A 19,197-nucleotide genomic window follows, 5' to 3' on the forward strand; every position below is an offset into this window, starting at 1 on the left:
ATCGTGAAATGCGAAAGGTGCAAAGGTTAGCGTGAGACCTAATTCAGCGCAGTCGCGAGCGCGAGTTCGATCATATTATTGAAGGATAACTGGCGTTCTTCGGCGGTGGTTTCCTCACCCGTTAGGCAGTGATCGGATACCGTGAGAATGGCCAATGATTCAATGCCCTGTTGATGTGCTAAGCCATAAAGACCAGCCACTTCCATATCAATACCCAATACCCCAAAACGCTCCAATGCTGGGATCATATCTTCGTCGGGATCATAATAAAGATCGCCACTAAATACGTTGCCAACTTTCACGCTAATGCCTTTTTCATTGGCTTGGGTATAGGCTTTGTGCAGTAAGGAAAAGGTGGCCGAGGTTGCCATATGATAGCCACTGCTACGCTTGGCATTCGTGGGTGAGTCGGTACCCGCCGCCTGCGCTAAAATCACATCCCGCATTTGCACGTGTTTTTGGGTTGCGCCTAAACTGCCGATACGAATGATGCGCTTCACACCAAAAAAATTAATCAACTCATGGCCATAGAGCACCATTGAGGAAATCCCCATACCGTGACCCATCACAGAAATACGCTGCCCTTGGTAATAACCTGTGTAACCCAGCATATTGCGAACGTTGGTGACTTCGACGGCATCGGTAAGGTAGGTTTCGGCAATATATTTTGCCCGCAGCGGATCCCCAGGCATAATTACAGTTTCAGCAAAATCAGTAGGTTGTGCATTAATGTGCGCGGTCATAGGTCTATCCTCATCTAATATTATGCTGATAGTAGTGCTCAACCCTGAAATAGTTTTAGGACTAAAGTCCGCTTTTCTGTCGCGGTTTGACTTTTTCCGTCGAACTGAGTCAGTTATCGCAACTTTGCCTCTCGCCGTAGCAACCGTCACGGGACAAATTCAATCCCACACAAACGAGCAAAAGGAAGATGGGTTGGTGAGGATGAGGGTAGATAAAAGCAAAAGACTTACGTCCCAAAAACGTAAGTCTTTATAAATGGAGCGAAAGCCTTTATCAACGCGCGTTAACTTAGCTTTGAAATGCCAAATGCTCTAACGCGATTGTGACAACTCAACCCTATGATTCAAGCTTAGTTTGAATAGGTCTCGCGCACATAAACATCGAATTTCGCCACTTGCGCATTTGGGGCCACGGCCGACACTTGCAGCTGTTGTTTACCGTGTAATTTCACCGATTTCCAACTGGTGGCTTCATCTTCAATGGTAAAGCCGCTGGCATCATACCAAGTGAACTTATATTGCACTCGCATATCGCTTGAGGACTTGCTGACGATCAACGCCGAACCTTGGATAAGATCGCCAACGCGGCGCGCCTCAACCCCTTCAACACTGATATCACGGGCGAAGCTGTTGTTATCGACGCGGGTTTCTCCCAGTGAGTTCACCGAAATGCCCGCCGTATTAGTGCAGGCACCGAGAGTCAGTGCTGCTGCCAAGATTAATCCACTGTAAATTGCTTTCATTTTGTTTTCCCTCACTCACAAAAACCTAGGTGCCGAACAACGGATGGGCAATGACACTACGCGACGCCAGCTGAACTTATGCTTAACGTACGCATAGGCAAAACGTGCTCCTCCTGCCCCGCCCTCGCGATTAATCGATCAAAAAGTGCGCCCTTGCGGTTGCGATCAACTGCTTACGATTGGTTTGCCAACAATTGATATTCACGTTGGCGACCCGTCGGCCCTGACGGGTGATACGACATTCGGCAAAGCTGTCTTTATGCAGGCCGGCACGCAGGTAATCAATGGAGAAATCGACTACTTTTGGCACTTTTGCCGTTTGCATAAACACCATTAATTGCACTATGGCTGACATTTCCATAAAACCAGCAATCACTCCGCCATGAATCGCGGGCAGGATGGGATTACCGATATTGTCATCCTTGGCGGGGAGTTTGAAAATCAGCTCGTCGCCAAAGCGCTCGACCTTCATGCCAATAAACTTAGCATAAGGCACGTGTTCAAGCAGATGACCAAAGTCGTTCAGCTCGGTGGCGCGTTTTACAATTCCCTGCACATCGAGGGTTTTCTGCTCGGTCGGCTTATTTGAGTTCATCTGTCTCTCCTAAGGGCGGCACGGCTTCTCCCATCAAGGCTTGTCTAAAGGCATCCCCTACCATTTCGGGGCTGATGCGCATAAAGGAGCCCACCGCATGGGCGATAGGATCATCAATGCTGTCCTGATAGGCGATGGCGCGGGTAAAGGCGATATTAGATGACAACTTATAGCACTCGGCAAAGCCATAAACTGGCTTATGGGGCTGGGCGGGCTTCATATAATCGACCCGTAAGTCGAGGGTGGGCGAAATCTCTAAGGATTGATATTTTTGAAAAATCGCACTCACTACAGCGCTGCCACAGGCGGTGTCCATCAGGGTGGTGATCACCCCGCCATGGATAACACCTGTATCGGGATAACCAATTAACTCAGTGCTATAGGGCAACTCAATCAGTACATGATGCTCACTGGCCTCGAGCACGGTGAGCCCTAAGCGGCGGCACTGGGCGAGCTGATCGACAAATCGCTGCGCCATTTGAGTCAGCGGGAAAAACTCGGGATTAACCTTCATTGACCTTGGCTCAGCATGGGTCCCAGTGGCTCTCCGCCGACGAGATGAATATGGATATGGTACACTTCCTGTCCGCCATGTTTGTTGCAGTTCATGATCAAACGATAACCGTCTTTGGCAATCCCCGCCTCTGCCGCCAGTTTAGCCGCCACTGTCATCATCCGGCCGAGTGCAGGTTCATCCGAGGCTTTCATATCATTTGCGGTTGGGATCAAATGATTCGGCACAATCAGAATATGGGTTGGCGCCTTTGGCGAGATGTCTCTAAAAGCGGTTACCAGCTCGTCTTGATACAGAATGTCGGCGGGAATTTCGCGGCGGATAATTTTGCTGAAAATAGTTTCTTCGGCCATGGGGAGTCCTCCTTGGGTTAATTGGGATAGTATACTAGCAATTCAACGCTTTGTGTCTCCAGATATTTTGCGTTTCATTTGCCTGTTGTGCGCATTTTTGGCAGCATGACGCCCATTAAAACGCAGCGGTTTTATAGGATAAATTATGATCCACTATCACATCATTCCCGTCGATCCTAAGGCGCATTTGTTCGCCATCACCATGACGGTACAAACGCCTCACCCTAAGCAAGTTTTTAGCCTGCCCGCGTGGCTTCCTGGCAGTTATATGGTGCGGGATTTTGCTAAGAATATTATCGACCTTAAAGCCACGGGCGCTAACGGCGAGCCGCTTACGCTCACTCAGCTGGATAAACAAACTTGGTTGGTCGAACATCAAAGCACCCAACTCACCTTAACCTATCAAGTTTATGCTTGGGACTTGTCGGTACGCACCGCACACCTGGATATGACCCACGGTTTCTTTAACGGTAGCAGTGTATTTTTAGCCGCCCACGGCTTTGAGGCAGGCTTACACACAGTGACCATGGCGGCGCCGACCGAGCCGAGCCTAAACGAGTGGCGCCTTGCCACCAGTATGACACGCCAAAGCGGGGATGAATTCGCCTTTGGTGAGTTTTGCGCGCAAAGCTATGACGATCTTATCGACCATCCGGTAGAAATGGGCTTATTCACCCACGCCAGTTTTGAAGCCTGCGGCGTCAGACACGATATCGTATTAAACGGTCGCCACCGCGCCCATATGCCGAGACTCTGCCAAGACTTAAAGGCCATTTGCGAGTATCAAATCAAGCTGTTTGGCACGCCTGCGCCCTTTGAGCGTTATCTATTTATGACGACAGTGCTCGACAATGGTTTTGGTGGTTTAGAGCATAGGGCATCGACGGCACTCATGTGCTCGCGCAAGGATTTGCCGCTGTCGATGGATGCGCCGATTAATAACGACTATCGCACCTATTTATCGCTCTGCAGCCATGAGTATTTCCACAGCTGGAACGTCAAGCGCATCAAGCCAGAATGCTTCTTACCCTATCAACTCGAGGCGGAAACCTATACGCCGCAGCTGTGGGCCTATGAGGGCATCACCTCCTATTATGATGATTTCCTCACTTATCGCGCAGGCTTAGTCGATGAACAAAGCTACTTAGATATGCTGAGCGAAACCTTTACAAGGGTGTACCGCAGTCAAGGCCGCTTTAAACAAAGCATTAAGGACTCAAGCTTTAACGCTTGGACTAAGTTCTATAAGCAGGATGAGAACGCCCAAAACGCCATTATCAGTTATTACACTAAGGGCGCCCTGTTTGCCCTGTATCTTGATTTAACCCTAAGAAGCGAGACTAAGGGAAAATACAATCTCGACGATGTGATGAGCATTTTGTGGCAGGAATATGCCCTGCAAAATCGCGGCACCACGGATGAATGTCATCAAAGGATTGTTGAACGTTTATTGGGGCGCGATTGCCAAGATCTCTTCGCCTATTTAGACAATACCGACGATATTCCACTGGCACCGCTACTTGCCGAGTTTGGGGTTGAATTGACCTTACGCGCGAGCAATGGCGCACAGGATGTCGGCGGTGGCACGGCTAAAGGGTATGAGATTGCCTTTGGCGCTAAGACGCAAGCCGCGCCAATGGGCCTTAAAGTGACCACTGTCGCCCAAGGCAGCCCTGCTCACCTTGCGGGTTTAAGCGCCGGAGATATCTTAATTGCGGCGGATAATCTGCAGGTGACAGGCCAATTTGAAGCTCAGCTTCAGCAATACCAACTCGGAGAACGCTTAAGCCTGCATTGGTTTAGACGCGATGAATTGATGACCGGAGAACTGATTGTTGCTGAGGCGCCAAAGGATACGGTTGCCTTAAGCATCACAGATAAAGATAAGCTCCAGGCTTGGTTGGGTCGCTAATTTTCAACGCATTAGCCTTTAAATTCGTCTTTAACCCATAAAGCACAAAAGGGGCAATCGTATCGACGATTGCCCCTTTTTATTTGATTCTTTGTTTGTTCAATTGAATATTGGCTTAGCAATACATCAACAATGGGTTACACCACCACATCGTGTAAATAGGTTTGCGCCCACGCGATGGCTTGACCACGGCTCGACACACCAATCTTACGGAATACACGGTACAAGTGCGTCTTAATGGTGCTCTCACTGACAAACAATTGATTGGCGATATCGAGGTTAGTGCTGCCAGACAGCAGGGCTTGTAACACTTCACGCTCACGAATGGTTAATGGCTCGGTATCTTCAAACAGTCCAAAGTCATCATTCACCCCGTTCACCAATTGGATAGGGATCACTCTGTGTCCGCGCAGGATGTTGGAAAGGCCAAGGCTGATTTCAGTCAATCCTGCATCCAGATAAAACACCCCTGCCGTGGTCGAGGCTTGCATTAAGAAGCGGGCATCAACTTGTTTAGGGAACTGGATATAAACAACTCGCACACTCGGATGTTCGCGGGCAAGCAAGCGTTGAAATTGATAGGCTTTTTGAAGATCGACGGTGGAAAGATCAATCACCACCATAGAGGCTTGGTTATCTTTGATTTGATCGCACATCTCATCCGGGCTGACTTGCGACAGCTTAACGAGAAACTCCTGCGGCCAGCGTCCGGCCAGCAATTCCATCAGAACTTGCGATCTTGACACTACAATCCAATGTAATATTTTGAACATCCTGCTCACTCCCTGTCTGGTTAACGATTATTCATTTTGAGAGGAGAAACATCTCTCAATACCACTTCAACATCCGTTCAATAGACTTCCAAGTCTACCGTGCACACGATATTAGCATTAGATAAAACAGATTCAAAAGACTTACGATAAAAATATTTACCGTACGCAAATCAAAAACTTCTGCAACTTTAGCACTGAGCATTGTCAATCAGAAGGCTGAATTTAAACTGAAAATAATGCGCTATTTTGAATAGAAAGGCGTAAGATCAAATCAACATAAATCATAAGGAAATACCATGTCCAACCCGCAGCCAAACTCTATTGAAATGCAGTCCTATCGCGTGTGGGACAGACCTACGCGTCTGTTCCACTGGATTAATCTCATCCTTGTACTCGCCCTGATTATCGTTGGCGGCATGATGATGTTTCGCAGCGACTTAGGCATTACCGAACTCTCCGGCAAAATTGGGCTTAAAACCATGCACGTCATCATTGGCTATGGCTTTGCAATTAATTTACTGATCCGCCTGGTTTGGGGTTTTGTGGGCAATAAATATGCCCGCTTTAGTCATATGTTCCCCAATACCAATAGCAAGAGCGAGTTACAAAGCTATAAAGCGGAACTTGCCGCGGGTAAAAATCCCCAGTATCTAGGCCACAATCCTAAGGGGAAATTCGCCGTACTCGCCATCATGCTCTTGCTTGTCACCATAATGATCACAGGCCTGATCCGCGCAGGTACAGACATTTACTATCCGCCGCTCGGCAGCACAGTACAAAGCTACTTAGCCGCAGCGGATGTTGAGCCAAATAGCTTAAAACCCTACGATGCCACAGGCGTAGATACCGATAAAGCCAATGCTATCAAGCCCATGAAGGGACTGGCCGGTGAAGTACACGTTTACGCCGTGTACTTATTGATGCTCCTTATCGTGCTGCATGTGTTTGCCGTGATTTACACAGAAGTCAAACGCCAACCCGGGATCATTTCCGCCATGTTTTCTGGCAAAAAACTGATCCAAGGACAACCGAAGGACGAGTGATGCATATAAAAAAACGCCAGCAATTGCTGGCGTTTTTTATCAAACTTATACCGAAGTAGGATTACTTCTTCAGGATAGATTCTGGAGTACGACCATCGTCATGGCAGCTTTCACAGGTAGGTTTTTGACCTACGTTCATATCGTGTGGCGCATGACAGTCAGCACACACTAAGTTGCCATCGTGTGGCTTGTGTACTGCGTCCATTTCAGCCAAAGAGCCGTGGCAGCTTTGACATTGTTCAAATTCGAAAGCACCGTCAGCAGAAGGTGTACCGTCTTTATGACAGCTTTCACAACCACCAGATTCTGCATGGAAGTCTGATAATTTTTGATCCGCGGCAAATGCGGTTGGTGACAGCGCTAGCGCTGCAAGACTTGCCCCGAAAAGCGCACTTAATAGTTTTTTGCTCACAATTGTATCCTCCAATGGCGATTGACAGTGGAAATTCTTGTCAGGGTGACTTCCATCTCGCAACCAATGTAAATAGCACGACTCGATTTAACTTAGCTAAGGATTGAGCAATAAGCAACCCAATCTTATGCAAAGTAACTTTATCAATATACCGAGGGGTAAAATGTGCGCTGCATCATGTAACCACATGCTTATATAAGAGTTTTACATTGCCACAACCTAAAAGTCACAACTAAAAACCTCCCTAGCCTAATCATCAGCAAAAGAAAAGCCCCAATAAAAAAGGAGACCCGAGGTCTCCTTTTTGTGAACTTTTGAACTCGATTAACGAGTTTGTAAGGCGGCGATACGCTTCTCTAATGGCGGGTGGCTCATCATCAGCTCAGCCATTGAACGCTTACCGTTAATACCAAAAGCCGACATTTGCGCTGGCATTGCCGAGCTTTCAGGGCCTTGGCGTAAACGCTCGAGCGCTGCAATCATCTTATGCTTACCCGCTAAACGCGCCGCACCTTCGTCTGCACGGTATTCACGGATACGTGAGAAGTAAGCCACGATGATCGAGGCCAAGATACCAAACAGCATGTCGAGGACAAATACCACTGCCATATAGGCGAACATACCTAAACCTTCGCCTTCTTCATCGTTGCTTGAGACGAAGTTGTTGATAATACCTGCAACGACACGTGCCGCGAAGATAACAAAGGTGTTCACCACGCCTTGAATTAAGGTCAAGGTCACCATGTCGCCGTTAGCGACGTGGCTCACTTCGTGGGCGAGTACGCCTTCAACTTCGTCTTGACTCATGCCATACAACAGACCGGTACTCACGGCAACTAATGAGTTGTCTTTGCTTGGGCCTGTGGCGAAGGCATTCATCTCTGGTGATTGGTAAATTGCCACTTCTGGCATTTTAATCCCAGCTTGTTGCGCTTGGCGGGCAACAGTGTCTAATAACCAACGCTCTGTGCTATCACGTGGCGTGGTGATCACTTCACAGCCCATGGTCTTTTTCGCCATCCATTTTGAAATGGCTAAGCTGATGAAGGCTCCGCCGAATCCAAAAATCGCAGCGAACACAAGCAGTCCACCCATAGTCGACGTATTCACGCCCAGAATAGACATCACAATTGAGGCTACCAGCAACACGGCTAGGTTAGTCGCAATTAATAAAAAAATACGCTTCATTTCAGCTCCTTTACGGCAAACATATGCCATTTAACTTTGCTCAAAGACATAATATGTCCAATTAATCGAAATTCAAGGGGTAAAGATAAGAGTTTTTCTACTCGCTAATTTTTCTCTCAATTTAGACATTGCCTTTCATGGCTCGTGAGTCTAGGGACAATGTATTAATCCAAACTTAAATCTAGGCTCTGTCAGCGTTACAGCCAAATTCATGTGTGTTTATCTATGTTTATCGCGATTAAACTTTGTTAACATGCCAGCACATTCCGAGATTTCAGGATAAAAAAATGACAATCAATGCCCTACTGCTGAGCAGCTCTCGCGTCGGTGATACGCCTTACCTTTCCCATGCGCTTCCCTTTATCAAGCCGCTCACCGCTAACGCCCAAAAATGGATTTTTATCCCTTATGCTGGTGTCAGCATGAGTTATGACACTTATTTGGCCTCAGTCGTCGCAGGCTTAAGTGAACTCAAGCTCGATATCAGCGGCATTCACCAGCATCCTGATCCGCGCCAAGCGATTAAAGATGCTGACGGCATTTTGATCGGTGGCGGCAATACCTTCCATTTACTGCACGAGCTCTATAAGTATGATTTAGTGCATCTAATCCGTGAAGAAGTGCAAAATGGTAAACCCTATATTGGTTGGAGCGCGGGCTCTAATGTCTCCGGATTGAGTATTCGCACCACCAACGATATGCCGATTATCGAGCCGCCTTCATTTACCGCGTTAAATATAGTGCCGTTTCAGTTAAATCCACATTATTCGAACTACCGCGCTCCGGGACATAACGGCGAAACCCGCGCCCAACGTTTGCTCGAATTCACTCGTGTCGACCCCATCACGCCAGTTGTGGGTATTGTCGAAGGCAGCGCACTTTGGCGTCAGGGAGACACCTTATCTCTGCTAGGTGACAATCCTGCCTATTTATTCTGTGGTGAGCAGCAAGAAATCCCGATCCCTGTCGGCAGCGATTTATCCCATATGCTGAAATAAGATCTATGCGGCGGCATTGCCTAAGCGGATCTGCTACTATCGGCCACCGAGCATGAGTGTGTAATCAAGCTGGCTGGCCGATAACATGCCGCAAAATGTCGTATACAGAGGCAAGGATACCGCGCGCGGTGAGGACGGAAATCAACAATATCCCAAGTGATAACACCAGCCGGCAAGTGTTTTAACCAATAAGGCAAACACTTATCCTGCGGCAGAAAAGACTTGCACCACTTAAGTAACTGCTCTAATTTCGTTGTCGAACACTTTGATAAACAAGATTAAATTATTATTCACCCCTGAGCACTTCCCGTACAAAAGCATTCTAAGTTATTTATAAATCGGGAGTTTTGGGCAAGTCATTAAGTGCGAGTCTCTCGCCTTAGCCCATTAAAGTGAGGAGTTTCTATTTTGCGACTGCATTCAACATTCAACCATTTCGCCCCTATCTCGCGCCCCAAAGCGACCAAATCGAGGTTTTTTCTCGGTTCGTTACTCGCCTGTACGCTCGGCATCAGCAGTTTTACCGCCTATGGCGCCGATGCCGCTCAAGAGAAAAAAGCTAAGATGTTCTCCCATGACACTGTGGTTGAACTTGCCCAGCAACTGGCTCAAAAACCGTTTAAAGAAGCGAGAAAAGCCCCCAAAGAGCTAATCGATCTTGATTACGCCACCTATGGCAAAATCAATTATCAAGAAAACGCTGCGATTTGGGGCGGAACCCCCACGAAGTTTTCGGTACAACTGTTTGCCCCCGGCTTTTTATACAAAAACTTGGTCGATATCGATGTGGTTGAAAACAGCCATGCTTTTCCTATCGAGTTAACCGAATCCTCCTTTAGTGTGCCGAACGATACCATAGAGAAATTATTGACTCAGGTTGGCCAATACGCCGGCGTGCGCCTGCACTACCCCATCAATGATGATGAGGTAAAAGACGAGTTCATCATGTTCCAAGGCGCAAGCTATTTTAGAGCGCTGTCCAAAGGGCAAACCTATGGTTTATCGAACCGCGGATTAGCTATCGATGTCGCTCAACCTAAAGGTGAGGAATACCCATTATTCAAGCGTTTTTGGGTAGAGCGTCCGTCTAAGTATCAAACGGCGATTGTGGTGCACGCATTGTTAGATAGCCAGAGTGTTACTGGTGCCTATCGCTTCGGCATTTACCCTGGCGCGCCAACGCGAGTCGAGGTAGATGTGACCCTATTCCCCCGCCGTGATATTACCCATGTAGGGATTGCACCACTGACCTCAATGTTTCTCTATGGTGGTTTAGATACGCCGGATAAGCCAGATTATCGCCCAGCGGTACATAACTCCGAAGGCTTACAAATTGATCGCGGTAACGGTGAGCGTTTATGGCGCCCGCTCAATAACCCAAATAAATTGCAGATCAGTGCCTTTGGCGATGAAGATATTAAGGGTTTTGGCTTAATCCAACGTCATCGTAACTTCGATTACTATCAAGATCTGACTGCAAACTATCAGCAGCGCCCTTCCGCTTGGATTGAGCCGCTTAACGATTGGGGTAAAGGTCAGCTAGTGCTACTGGAGATCCCATCGAGCGCCGAAACTAACGACAATATAGTCACTTACTGGGAGCCTCAGGGCGGATTGAAGCAAGGTGAACCCTATCGTTATTCCTATCGCATCACAGCGTCTAACGATAGCCCGAGTGCCAACACTAAGGCGCGAGTGGTTCGTAGCTCAAAGGGACAAAAGCAAGCCAAAGGTAAAGAGTTGCTTATCGATTACAGCAATATCAAACCACAAGATGTTGAGAACATTGTGATTGATGCCAGTATCAGCAAGGGCAAGATCCTGTCATCTCGTATCGTCGCTCATCCAGATATCAATGGTGCCCGCGTATTTGTGACCTTCGAGCCCGAAAGCACCAATGTGGCAGAACTGCGCATCCAATTGCGTAAAGATGAAAAACCTGTTGCTGCCACTTGGCTGTATCGCTGGAACAGTGACGATTGGCCCTAGGCAAATAAGCTAGCTATCCGTTACACCATAAAAACGCCGAACTTACGGCGTTTTTTATTGCGCTTGGTTCTACACTAACGAATGTTCAGATCTAACTCGATTATATTCTCAGCAAGTCGTGACAACATCATAACTCTTTAGCTATTCAACTTCTTAATTTACAGGATAACTTGGGCAGGATAACGTCTTCGGAATATCTAGGATTATTTCTATCTAACAAAAATAGGGAACTTCAGTTCCAATTTTCGGCCCTATTTAGCACGCCCATAAGATTTACTCCCCTACTCCACAGCGGTATATTACCCCTTCACAGCAACTGAATATTTGCTATATACACTTATTTACAAGATATCCATCTACTGCAATCATCATATTCAGTGTTAGTTATATTTCGCATCATGAATATGTCAGAGAAAAAATGAAGTTACCCATATTAAATGCTGCGTACTTTCGTAAGCCAACGACAATATTGTTAATGATAAGTATCTTACTTGCCTTATATTCACTACCAATGATTGGGCGAGTGTTTTGGCTTGCGTTGGTTTTACTCTGCTATACGCTAATTTAAATGCAAATAAAATGTTAACTCCGCAATTGACGTTAACATCTATATTAATCATCAGTGTAACTGTTGGTCGATAATACCCTGTTTCATCAACCCATCGAATCTAGATAACTCATTATCTAGACGGATATTTAAGCTATGCCGTTTTCAAACCTTAAACCAGCCTTTGCACTTTCTTTGCTGTTTGTCCCGAATGCCTTTGCTACTGCCGTCGATTTTAGTGACTATGGTCCTTTACGCACCTACGCACAATCACCCACCCAAGCGGGCAGCTTAACGCCGATGCTTAGATCAGGGTTTTCGTTACCTGAAGGTCAAAAAGAGCTGCACTTATCTGCAAGTGCAGCAAGTGTTTGGGCTGAAACCGATGATTATTTTGCCGATTACTACCACAACACCCTCGAAGGTGGGCTGACTTGGCAAATCAATGACAAATGGATGATAGACACAAGTTATCACTGGCGCTTTAGCGGCGATAATCACTTAGACTCGGTAACTATGTGGTTCCATGATGCTTTTGGTTTTAGTCAAAACGGTCGTGAAGATACGGCAAAACACCAAAACCAAATATTTTCTAAAGATGGTGTGAACCAACAAGATATTTCGGGTGAGACACTCAATAATGCCATTATGCTTTATGTTGGTTATCAATTATTTGAGAGCCAACATCAGGGTTTATCCCTAGGTGGTAGCTTATATTATAACTATGTGGACTCAGGTCCCTTTGAAAATGAAGCCTTTGAACAAGCGTTACAGTTAAATTACAGCTTCCGTTACAAGAAACATCATTTTCATTCTAGCGCCGCTGTCAGTTTTAGGCAGGGAAATGAAGTGCTCTCGGGGATCCGCTACGATAATCATGCCTATTCGGTCAATCTCGGCTATGAATATATCACGGGTCGCCATGGCTGGTTAATTGAGTTACATCATTACCAAGGTTTATTAGAAACTGAAAATGATTTCGCTAAGGCGTCAAATGAAATATTACTCGGCTACCGTTATTACTTAGACACAAGTGCAATTGAGTTTTCCGTCGTTGAAAATTATTTCAATATGGATAACAGCACTGACATTGCCTTTAATATTGGCTACCGAGTTAAGTTTTAGTCACAATAAATTAAACACTCAATAACAAAAAGAGGCTGTATGGCCTCTTTTTTGTTATATCACACGTATTTTTGAATGGGTTATTTCATCAACAAAGCCTGGATATCGATAAAATGGGCGGCATGTTCTGCATCAGCCTGTTTAAGATGCGGAATACAACCCAGGAAAGGCGATGTCATCATCTCTTTAAGCGATGCTAAGTTTTCATCAAACACGCTCATATTGGGATCGACGCAATTTGCCACCCAACCCGCCACGGTTAAGCCATCAGCTATAATCGCCTCTTGGGTTAATAACGCATGATTTAAGCAGCCCAGTTTCATTCCCACAACCAAGATCACTGGCAAATTAAGTTGCTGCACTAATTCCGATAAATAACGCCCGTCCCCTAAGGGCAAACGCCAGCCACCCGCGCCTTCTATCAAGCAAAAATCAGCCTGCGCAAAGGCTTGTCTATCTAACGTTGCCAAAATCGCCTCGGGGGATAAATTAACCCCCTGCTGTTTTGCGGCAATATGCGGCGCAATGGCGGGTTCAAAGCTTATCGGATTGACCTGCTCATAGTTGAGCTTTAAAGATGAGGCCGACATCAGTTTTAACGCATCACTGTTGCGTAAGCCCTGCTCTGTGATTTCACATCCCGAGGCCACAGGTTTGACCCCAAGGCTTAAGTTTACAGCGCCTATGCGAGCAGCTTCACGATTGAATGCGGTTAACAGCGCCGTCGACACTAAGGTTTTACCACTATCGGTATCTGTACCTGTTACAAAAAACATGCGTTTTCCTTCTTAATCCATAGTCAATCACGCGCTCAAAGCTAAACGACGAGCCTTACCCCCTATCGCCTTGGCGACGTACACGAAATTGGGCGATTTGATAGGTTAAAGGCAGGCCCTGAGCCTCACGGAATAGTTCTGCGCGTTGTTGCAATGCCAGCCAATCGCGGCGGCCACGCAATTTGCCTAAGTGAGCATCGGCATCTGAAGGGTTTTCGGTCTGTACGTATGATTGCACCGATGCGCCCACGCCCTTAATGGAATAGAGCAAGGTTTTAAGATCTTGAAAATAGACGGTCATTGGCACAAGTTGAACATCAAACAGTTGCCAATCTTTGGTATCAAAAGCGGCTTGTAAGCTTTCAAGGGATTGAAAACCGTTCACCCTCAAACCCAGATGGGATAACTGAGCCAAGCTGCCTTTTGCCACGATACTCAGGTACGCTTCTCCACCGGGTTTTAAGACTCTAGCCATTTCACTGGTCGCAGCCGATAAATCATGGCACCACTGCAGAGCCAAATTGGAGTAAATACTATCGATACTCCCATCGGCAAAGGGTAATTTCTCAGCATTACCGCACACGCATTGATGCCGAGGGAAAGTCGCTTGAAGTTGTTGCAACATCCCGAGGGCGATATCGAGGGCATAAACCTTGATATCATCGCCCATTGCACGGTCGGCAAAATCGGTTCCCGGCCCCGCACCAATATCAAGAATTGCACCCTTGGCAGCAAATCCCTGCAACAAACTCGCGCCGCTTAAACGCTGTAAACAGTTATGCTCTTGGTAGCGCTTGGCCGCAGCAGAAAACCTATCGGCAATATGCTCGACCTGACTGGCAGATGGATGGGAATTAACACTCACGCCAAGCGGCATAGACATCACAGATTATTCTCACTTTAACATCAAACTTTTACTTAGAAGCTTTTACGTTCAAGCTCTTACTTTCAGACTCTTACATTCAAGCTCTTATCTTCAAGCTCTTCACTCTCAAGAACTCAATACCGAGCATTGAAGTGCCCTGCCATTCACCGGATATTCTGAATCAAACGCTGGGTTACCGTTCAGGCCGCTCAGAAACCCTGGGCAGTGCGCATTCCTTCAGCACAGTGGCAATTCCACTGACGCAGCGCCGTATTGCTGCCTCGCTATGGGATGCACTTAAGGTAATGCGCAATCTTGCCGAGCCGACAGGCACTGTCGGTGGACGAATAGCGCCGACCCAAATGCCTAATGCCTTTAGCTTTTCCGCCACCCGCAAGGTTTGTGTCGCATCACCAATAATCAAAGGTTGAATTGCCGTATCACTTCCTAGGAGTGGAATGTCAGCATCTTGGCACAACTGTTTGAAAAGTAATATATTACTCCGTAATTTTTGCTTAAGCTCAGGATGGGCTTTAGCGTATTCAACTGCCGCTAGGGCAAGGGCCGCATTGGCGGGCGACAACGCCGTAGAATAAATATATTCCCGTGCATTGCTGACCAGAAATTCAATCAACTGCCGACTCCCGAGGATTGCAGCGCCCTGACAGCCTAACGCCTTACCAAAGGTCACTATCTGGATATCGATAAGCTTGGAAGCTGAATTCGACTCAACTTGAGCATTCACAGCATCCACCACTCCAAAACCATGGGCATCATCGACAATTAGCCAAGCATTATGTGCTCGGCAAAGTATGGATAACGCCGAAATCGGCGCGATATCACCATCCATGCTGAACACACTCTCAGTGATCAACGCAGATACAGCGTTCTTCGCTAATAGACGCTCGGCGCTTTCGGTGGAATTATGCAAAAATCGCTTAAAATCCGCGCCGCTATCGCGTAATCCATCGATAATCGATGCATGGACCAGTTTATCGCCCAGTACCACATCCTGCTTATTAAACAAGGTCTTACACAAGGTGGTATTGGCGCTGAACCCTGAACTAAAGAGTAGCGCCGCCTCAAACCCCGTTATCTGGCACAGCTTAGTTTCTAGCGCCAAATGCGCCTCGCTGTAACCCGTCACCAGTGGTGATGCGCCGCTACCCACGCCATATTGCTTAGCGCCAAGGTGCAGCGCTTCGACCAATGCGGGAGCACGGGATAGACCTAAGTAATCATTGCTGCAGAAGTTAAGATAGTGCTGCTCCGCTAAGCCAAACTGAGGGCCATCCTCACTGAGTGTTGCCGCGCTCGACAATGCCTGACGCTGCCTAAGCAAACCTTGCTCGGCTAACGCCTGCTGACGGGCGAGAATTTTTGAACCCAGTTTTGAGGTGACTGGTGAACTCATTTTTTCTTACTCAACTTGTCTTGCTCAACTTTTCTTGCTGTGTATTTTACTTTGCTGGCTTACTCGGCGTCTTGACTGGTTTTTCGTTCAGTCTCGGCACAACGTCAGCTCAAATGCTCGCTGAGTCTCACAGCCCGCATCATCCTTGGAACCTGCGCTTCGCCACTTAACAAAACGCAAGTCCAACGTAGCAAGTTTTACTGTGGCGATAAGCCTTAGTTACAGCGCCGCTGCGTCGTAAAAAGGTGCCGAGGCTTTATCTTGGTGAGCCGCGGCTTTGGCTAATACCGCCTGTTCATCATCGATAGTCGCGGCAGCGCCCTGCTCAGGACGTAAGCCCAGACGGCGGAACAGGCCCATATCATCACTTTCTTCAGGGTTTGGCGTAGTCAACAGCTTGCAGCCATAGAAAATCGAGTTCGCACCCGCAAAGAAACACATAGCTTGCAGTTCGTCAGTCATGTTTTCACGGCCCGCCGATAAACGCACACGGGACTTAGGCATTAAAATACGCGCCACAGCAATGGTACGGACAAACTCCAGCGGATCTAAATCATCGAGTTTTTCGAAGGGTGTACCCGCCACTTTGACCAACATATTAATGGGCACAGAATCGGGATGCTGAGGCAAATTCGCTAGTTGTTGCAATAAACCTGCTCGGTCTGTGGCCTTTTCACCCATACCAACAATACCACCAGAGCAAACTTTCATGCCTGATGCACGCACGTGGCTTAAGGTATCTAAACGGTTTTGATAGGTACGGGTCGTGATCACATCGCCGTAATATTCAGGCGAGGTATCTAAATTGTGGTTGTAGTAATCAAGACCTGCATCGGCCAGCTCATTGGCTTGTTCGGCACTTAGCATGCCTAGGGTCATACAGGTTTCCATGCCAAGGGCTTTGACCTCTTGCACCATTTGTTTGAGGTATGGCATGTCTTTATCTTTCGGGTTACGCCAAGCGGCGCCCATACAGAAACGTGAAGCACCCGCGGCTTTAGCACTGCGTGCTTCGGTCAACACGGTTTCCATCGCCAATAGGCGCTCTTTTTCAAGGCCAGTGTCGTAACGCGCACTCTGCGGACAATATTTACAATCCTCAGGACAAGCACCGGTTTTGATCGACAGTAATCGGCTGATCTGCACTTCGTTAGGATCGTACACTTCACGGTGGATACTGTGTGCTTTAAATAATAAGTCATTCATCGGCAGCGCAAATAAGGCTTCGATTTCTTCCCGCTTCCAATCATGACGAACTTGCAACTGCGACATTGAACACCCTTTTATTTTTGTATTTTACCTTGGCTAGGATAACCTCAGCCCTTAAACTGTCAACGCCAACCAGTGATACAGGTTTACCACTGATTAATTTTCAATCAACGCTGTGAGCTTTTATGCGCAATTTACTCGATTTGGATTTTGATAGCGCCCATATTTGGCATCCTTATACTTCAATGACCCGTGCACTTCCTGTTTATGGGGTACACAGTGCACAAGGCTGCGAGCTGGAATTGGTCGATGGCCGTAAGCTTATCGATGGCACCAGCTCCTGGTGGGCCTGCGTACATGGTTACGGACACCCAGCGATATTAACGGCGATGGAGCGGCAACTGCACCAACTTAGCCATGTGATGTTTGGCGGCATTACCCACGAGCCCGCCATTACACTCTGCAAAAAACTGCTGGCGATGACCTGCGAGCCCCTCACTAAAGTCTTTCTCTGCGACTCAGGCTCAATTGCCGTCGAAGTTGCCATCAAAATGGCGCTGCAATATTGGCAGGGGCAAGATTTGCCTTTAGCGCAAAAGGCCCAAAAACAGCGCATTCTTACGGTGAAGAAGGGTTACCATGGCGATACTTTTGCCGCCATGAGTGTCTGCGATCCCGAAGGTGGCATGCATACCATGTTTGGCGAAGCCGTCACGAAACAGTGTTTTGTCGACGCGCCGCAAACACCCTTCGGTGAGCCATTACGCCAAGATGATTTAGCGCCAATGCAACGTATTTTACGCGAGCAACATCCAGAGATTGCCGCCGTGATTATCGAGCCGATTATGCAGGGCGCTGGGGGAATGCGATTCTACAGCAGCGAGTATTTACGCGGCCTGCGTGCCCTGTGTGATGAATATAATGTGCTGCTTATTCTCGATGAAATCGCCACGGGTTTTGGGCGGACCGGTAAGTTATTTGCCTATGAGCATGCCGACATCACGCCCGACATTCTCTGCCTGGGCAAAGCGTTAACGGGCGGTTATATCAGTCTTGCCGCCACCTTGTGCACGGATAACGTCGCCCAAGGCATTAGCCAATCGCCCGCAGGTGTCTTTATGCATGGCCCGACATTTATGGGCAATCCCCTCGCCTGCGCCGCCGCCTGCGCCAGCTTAGATTTAATCAATCAGCAGGAGTGGCCAGCACAGGTTGCCGCCATCGAGCAGCAAATGCAGCGCGAGCTTGCCGATGCCATCGATATTCCCAGCGTGAAAGAGGTGCGCGTGCTCGGCGCGGTTGGCGTGCTCGAAATGCACCAAGCGGTCAATACCGCCGCACTGCAACAGCAATTTGTCGACTTAGGCGTATGGGTGCGCCCCTTTGCCAACCTGATTTATATTATGCCGCCCTATGTGATTAGTTCTTCACAGCTCACAAGGCTGACTCAGGCGATGAAGCAAGTGGCGGCAACGATTGCACCGCCCCATGCCAATCAAAGCGAGGCACTGGTGACAGAGAGCATCACTATCAGCCACGGCTAATGTTGTTCAATCACAATGCACTCGTGATGCAAGCTCTGCTCTGCTCTGCTCTGCTCTGCTCTGCTCTGCTCTGCTCTGCTCTGCTCTGCTCTGCTCTGCTCTGCACGTCTTAGCTTGGCCCCATTTAAACTCAGCCAAATATCAGTTCAGCTCAGTTTCAGTTCTGCCGAATGCCTTAACGCTCGGCAGAACTGTTTCTCAAAGGCCTCAGGCTTTGGCTTTGCCATCCTAACCCTACTCACTCAACTGGCTCACTCAACCGGCTCAGAATTGAATTATCTTTTGTACTCTTAATGTGGATCTCCTTACTTTGAGTGAAAGTCGTCACATAAAAACGCTTTAGATAACCTTGTTCACAAATTGCATAAAATCTCACTATTTTCACATTTATTTAGCAAGTTAACTGGAAAATTAGTTAAAGCCAGTAATGCTTAATAACACTGACTTCCACATA

General features: G+C 47.5%; 18 protein-coding genes. 6 read left to right on the plus strand and 12 right to left on the minus strand.

What is annotated here, in order from left to right:
• Positions 1-38: 38 nt before the first annotated feature.
• From deoD to hinT, 5 genes are all read right to left on the minus strand, one after another.
• On the minus strand, positions 39-743 hold the full coding sequence (gene deoD, locus K0H59_RS12635) for a purine-nucleoside phosphorylase (RefSeq protein ID WP_011717422.1): 705 nt from the start codon (positions 741-743) through the stop codon (positions 39-41).
• Between the two features lie 350 nt (positions 744-1,093).
• Positions 1,094-1,486: a YcfL family protein gene (locus K0H59_RS12640; RefSeq protein ID WP_011717423.1), complete on the minus strand. Its 393-nt coding sequence runs from the start codon at positions 1,484-1,486 to the stop codon at positions 1,094-1,096.
• Positions 1,487-1,616: 130 nt separating this feature from the next.
• Positions 1,617-2,081, minus strand: a complete 465-nt coding sequence (locus K0H59_RS12645) for a PaaI family thioesterase (protein WP_011623073.1) — start codon at positions 2,079-2,081, stop codon at positions 1,617-1,619.
• The gene (locus tag K0H59_RS12650; RefSeq protein WP_011717424.1) at positions 2,068-2,595 is read right to left on the minus strand and encodes a PaaI family thioesterase; all 528 of its coding nucleotides are present in this window, start codon (positions 2,593-2,595) and stop codon (positions 2,068-2,070) included. The genes K0H59_RS12645 and K0H59_RS12650 overlap by 14 nt, the downstream gene beginning before the upstream one ends.
• Entirely contained in the window at positions 2,592-2,948 is a 357-nt protein-coding gene (gene hinT, locus K0H59_RS12655; protein WP_011623075.1) for a purine nucleoside phosphoramidase, read from the minus strand. The genes K0H59_RS12650 and hinT overlap by 4 nt, the downstream gene beginning before the upstream one ends.
• Positions 2,949-3,093: 145 nt before the next feature.
• On the opposite strand from hinT, the gene K0H59_RS12660 reads away from it, so the two are divergent.
• Entirely contained in the window at positions 3,094-4,860 is a 1,767-nt protein-coding gene (locus tag K0H59_RS12660; RefSeq protein ID WP_220053325.1) for a M61 family metallopeptidase, read from the plus strand.
• A 137-nt stretch (positions 4,861-4,997) separates the two neighbouring features.
• Here K0H59_RS12660 and K0H59_RS12665 read toward each other — a convergent pair whose 3' ends face one another.
• Positions 4,998-5,633 carry a LuxR C-terminal-related transcriptional regulator gene (locus tag K0H59_RS12665; protein WP_011717426.1) on the minus strand — a complete coding sequence of 212 codons (636 nt, stop codon included), beginning with the start codon at positions 5,631-5,633 and terminating at the stop codon, positions 4,998-5,000.
• Positions 5,634-5,929: 296 nt separating this feature from the next.
• Between K0H59_RS12665 and K0H59_RS12670 the strand changes: the two genes are divergently transcribed.
• Complete coding sequence (locus K0H59_RS12670) at positions 5,930-6,676, plus strand: cytochrome b/b6 domain-containing protein (RefSeq protein WP_220053326.1); 747 nt, start codon at positions 5,930-5,932, stop codon at positions 6,674-6,676.
• Positions 6,677-6,737: 61 nt separating this feature from the next.
• Here K0H59_RS12670 and cctA read toward each other — a convergent pair whose 3' ends face one another.
• A complete protein-coding gene (cctA, locus tag K0H59_RS12675; RefSeq protein WP_011717428.1) occupies positions 6,738-7,088 on the minus strand; it encodes a tetraheme c-type cytochrome CctA in 351 nt (116 codons plus the stop codon).
• A 324-nt stretch (positions 7,089-7,412) separates the two neighbouring features.
• Positions 7,413-8,276 (minus strand): protease HtpX, encoded by an 864-nt coding sequence (gene htpX / locus K0H59_RS12680; RefSeq protein ID WP_011717429.1) that lies wholly within the window; start codon positions 8,274-8,276, stop codon positions 7,413-7,415.
• A gap of 287 nt (positions 8,277-8,563) precedes the next feature.
• On the opposite strand from htpX, the gene pepE reads away from it, so the two are divergent.
• The 3 genes from pepE to K0H59_RS12695 all read left to right on the plus strand — a co-directional run bounded on the left by pepE (position 8,564) and on the right by K0H59_RS12695 (position 12,935).
• Positions 8,564-9,274, plus strand: a complete 711-nt coding sequence (gene pepE, locus K0H59_RS12685) for a dipeptidase PepE (RefSeq protein ID WP_220053327.1) — start codon at positions 8,564-8,566, stop codon at positions 9,272-9,274.
• 408 nt (positions 9,275-9,682) lie between these two features.
• Positions 9,683-11,263 carry a glucan biosynthesis protein G gene (locus K0H59_RS12690; protein WP_220053328.1) on the plus strand — a complete coding sequence of 527 codons (1,581 nt, stop codon included), beginning with the start codon at positions 9,683-9,685 and terminating at the stop codon, positions 11,261-11,263.
• Positions 11,264-11,966: 703 nt separating this feature from the next.
• The gene (locus K0H59_RS12695) at positions 11,967-12,935 is read left to right on the plus strand and encodes a DUF3187 family protein (protein ID WP_220053329.1); all 969 of its coding nucleotides are present in this window, start codon (positions 11,967-11,969) and stop codon (positions 12,933-12,935) included.
• 80 nt (positions 12,936-13,015) lie between these two features.
• Here K0H59_RS12695 and bioD read toward each other — a convergent pair whose 3' ends face one another.
• The 4 genes from bioD to bioB form a co-directional block, all read right to left on the minus strand.
• Positions 13,016-13,711, minus strand: coding sequence for a dethiobiotin synthase (gene bioD / locus K0H59_RS12700; protein ID WP_220053330.1), 696 nt, complete (start codon positions 13,709-13,711; stop codon positions 13,016-13,018).
• Between the two features lie 55 nt (positions 13,712-13,766).
• Positions 13,767-14,594 carry a malonyl-ACP O-methyltransferase BioC gene (bioC, locus tag K0H59_RS12705; protein WP_220055602.1) on the minus strand — a complete coding sequence of 276 codons (828 nt, stop codon included), beginning with the start codon at positions 14,592-14,594 and terminating at the stop codon, positions 13,767-13,769.
• 175 nt (positions 14,595-14,769) lie between these two features.
• A complete protein-coding gene (locus K0H59_RS12710; RefSeq protein ID WP_220053331.1) occupies positions 14,770-15,990 on the minus strand; it encodes an 8-amino-7-oxononanoate synthase in 1,221 nt (406 codons plus the stop codon).
• A gap of 219 nt (positions 15,991-16,209) precedes the next feature.
• Positions 16,210-17,262 (minus strand): biotin synthase BioB, encoded by a 1,053-nt coding sequence (gene bioB / locus K0H59_RS12715; protein WP_011623120.1) that lies wholly within the window; start codon positions 17,260-17,262, stop codon positions 16,210-16,212.
• Between the two features lie 122 nt (positions 17,263-17,384).
• Here bioB and bioA point away from each other — a divergent pair, with 122 nt between their 5' ends.
• Complete coding sequence (gene bioA, locus K0H59_RS12720; protein WP_011717436.1) at positions 17,385-18,743, plus strand: adenosylmethionine--8-amino-7-oxononanoate transaminase; 1,359 nt, start codon at positions 17,385-17,387, stop codon at positions 18,741-18,743.
• The last annotated feature ends 454 nt before the right edge of the window (positions 18,744-19,197 follow it).

The organism is Shewanella sp. FJAT-51649 (assembly GCF_019457435.1).
Classification (GTDB): domain Bacteria; phylum Pseudomonadota; class Gammaproteobacteria; order Enterobacterales; family Shewanellaceae; genus Shewanella; species Shewanella mangrovisoli.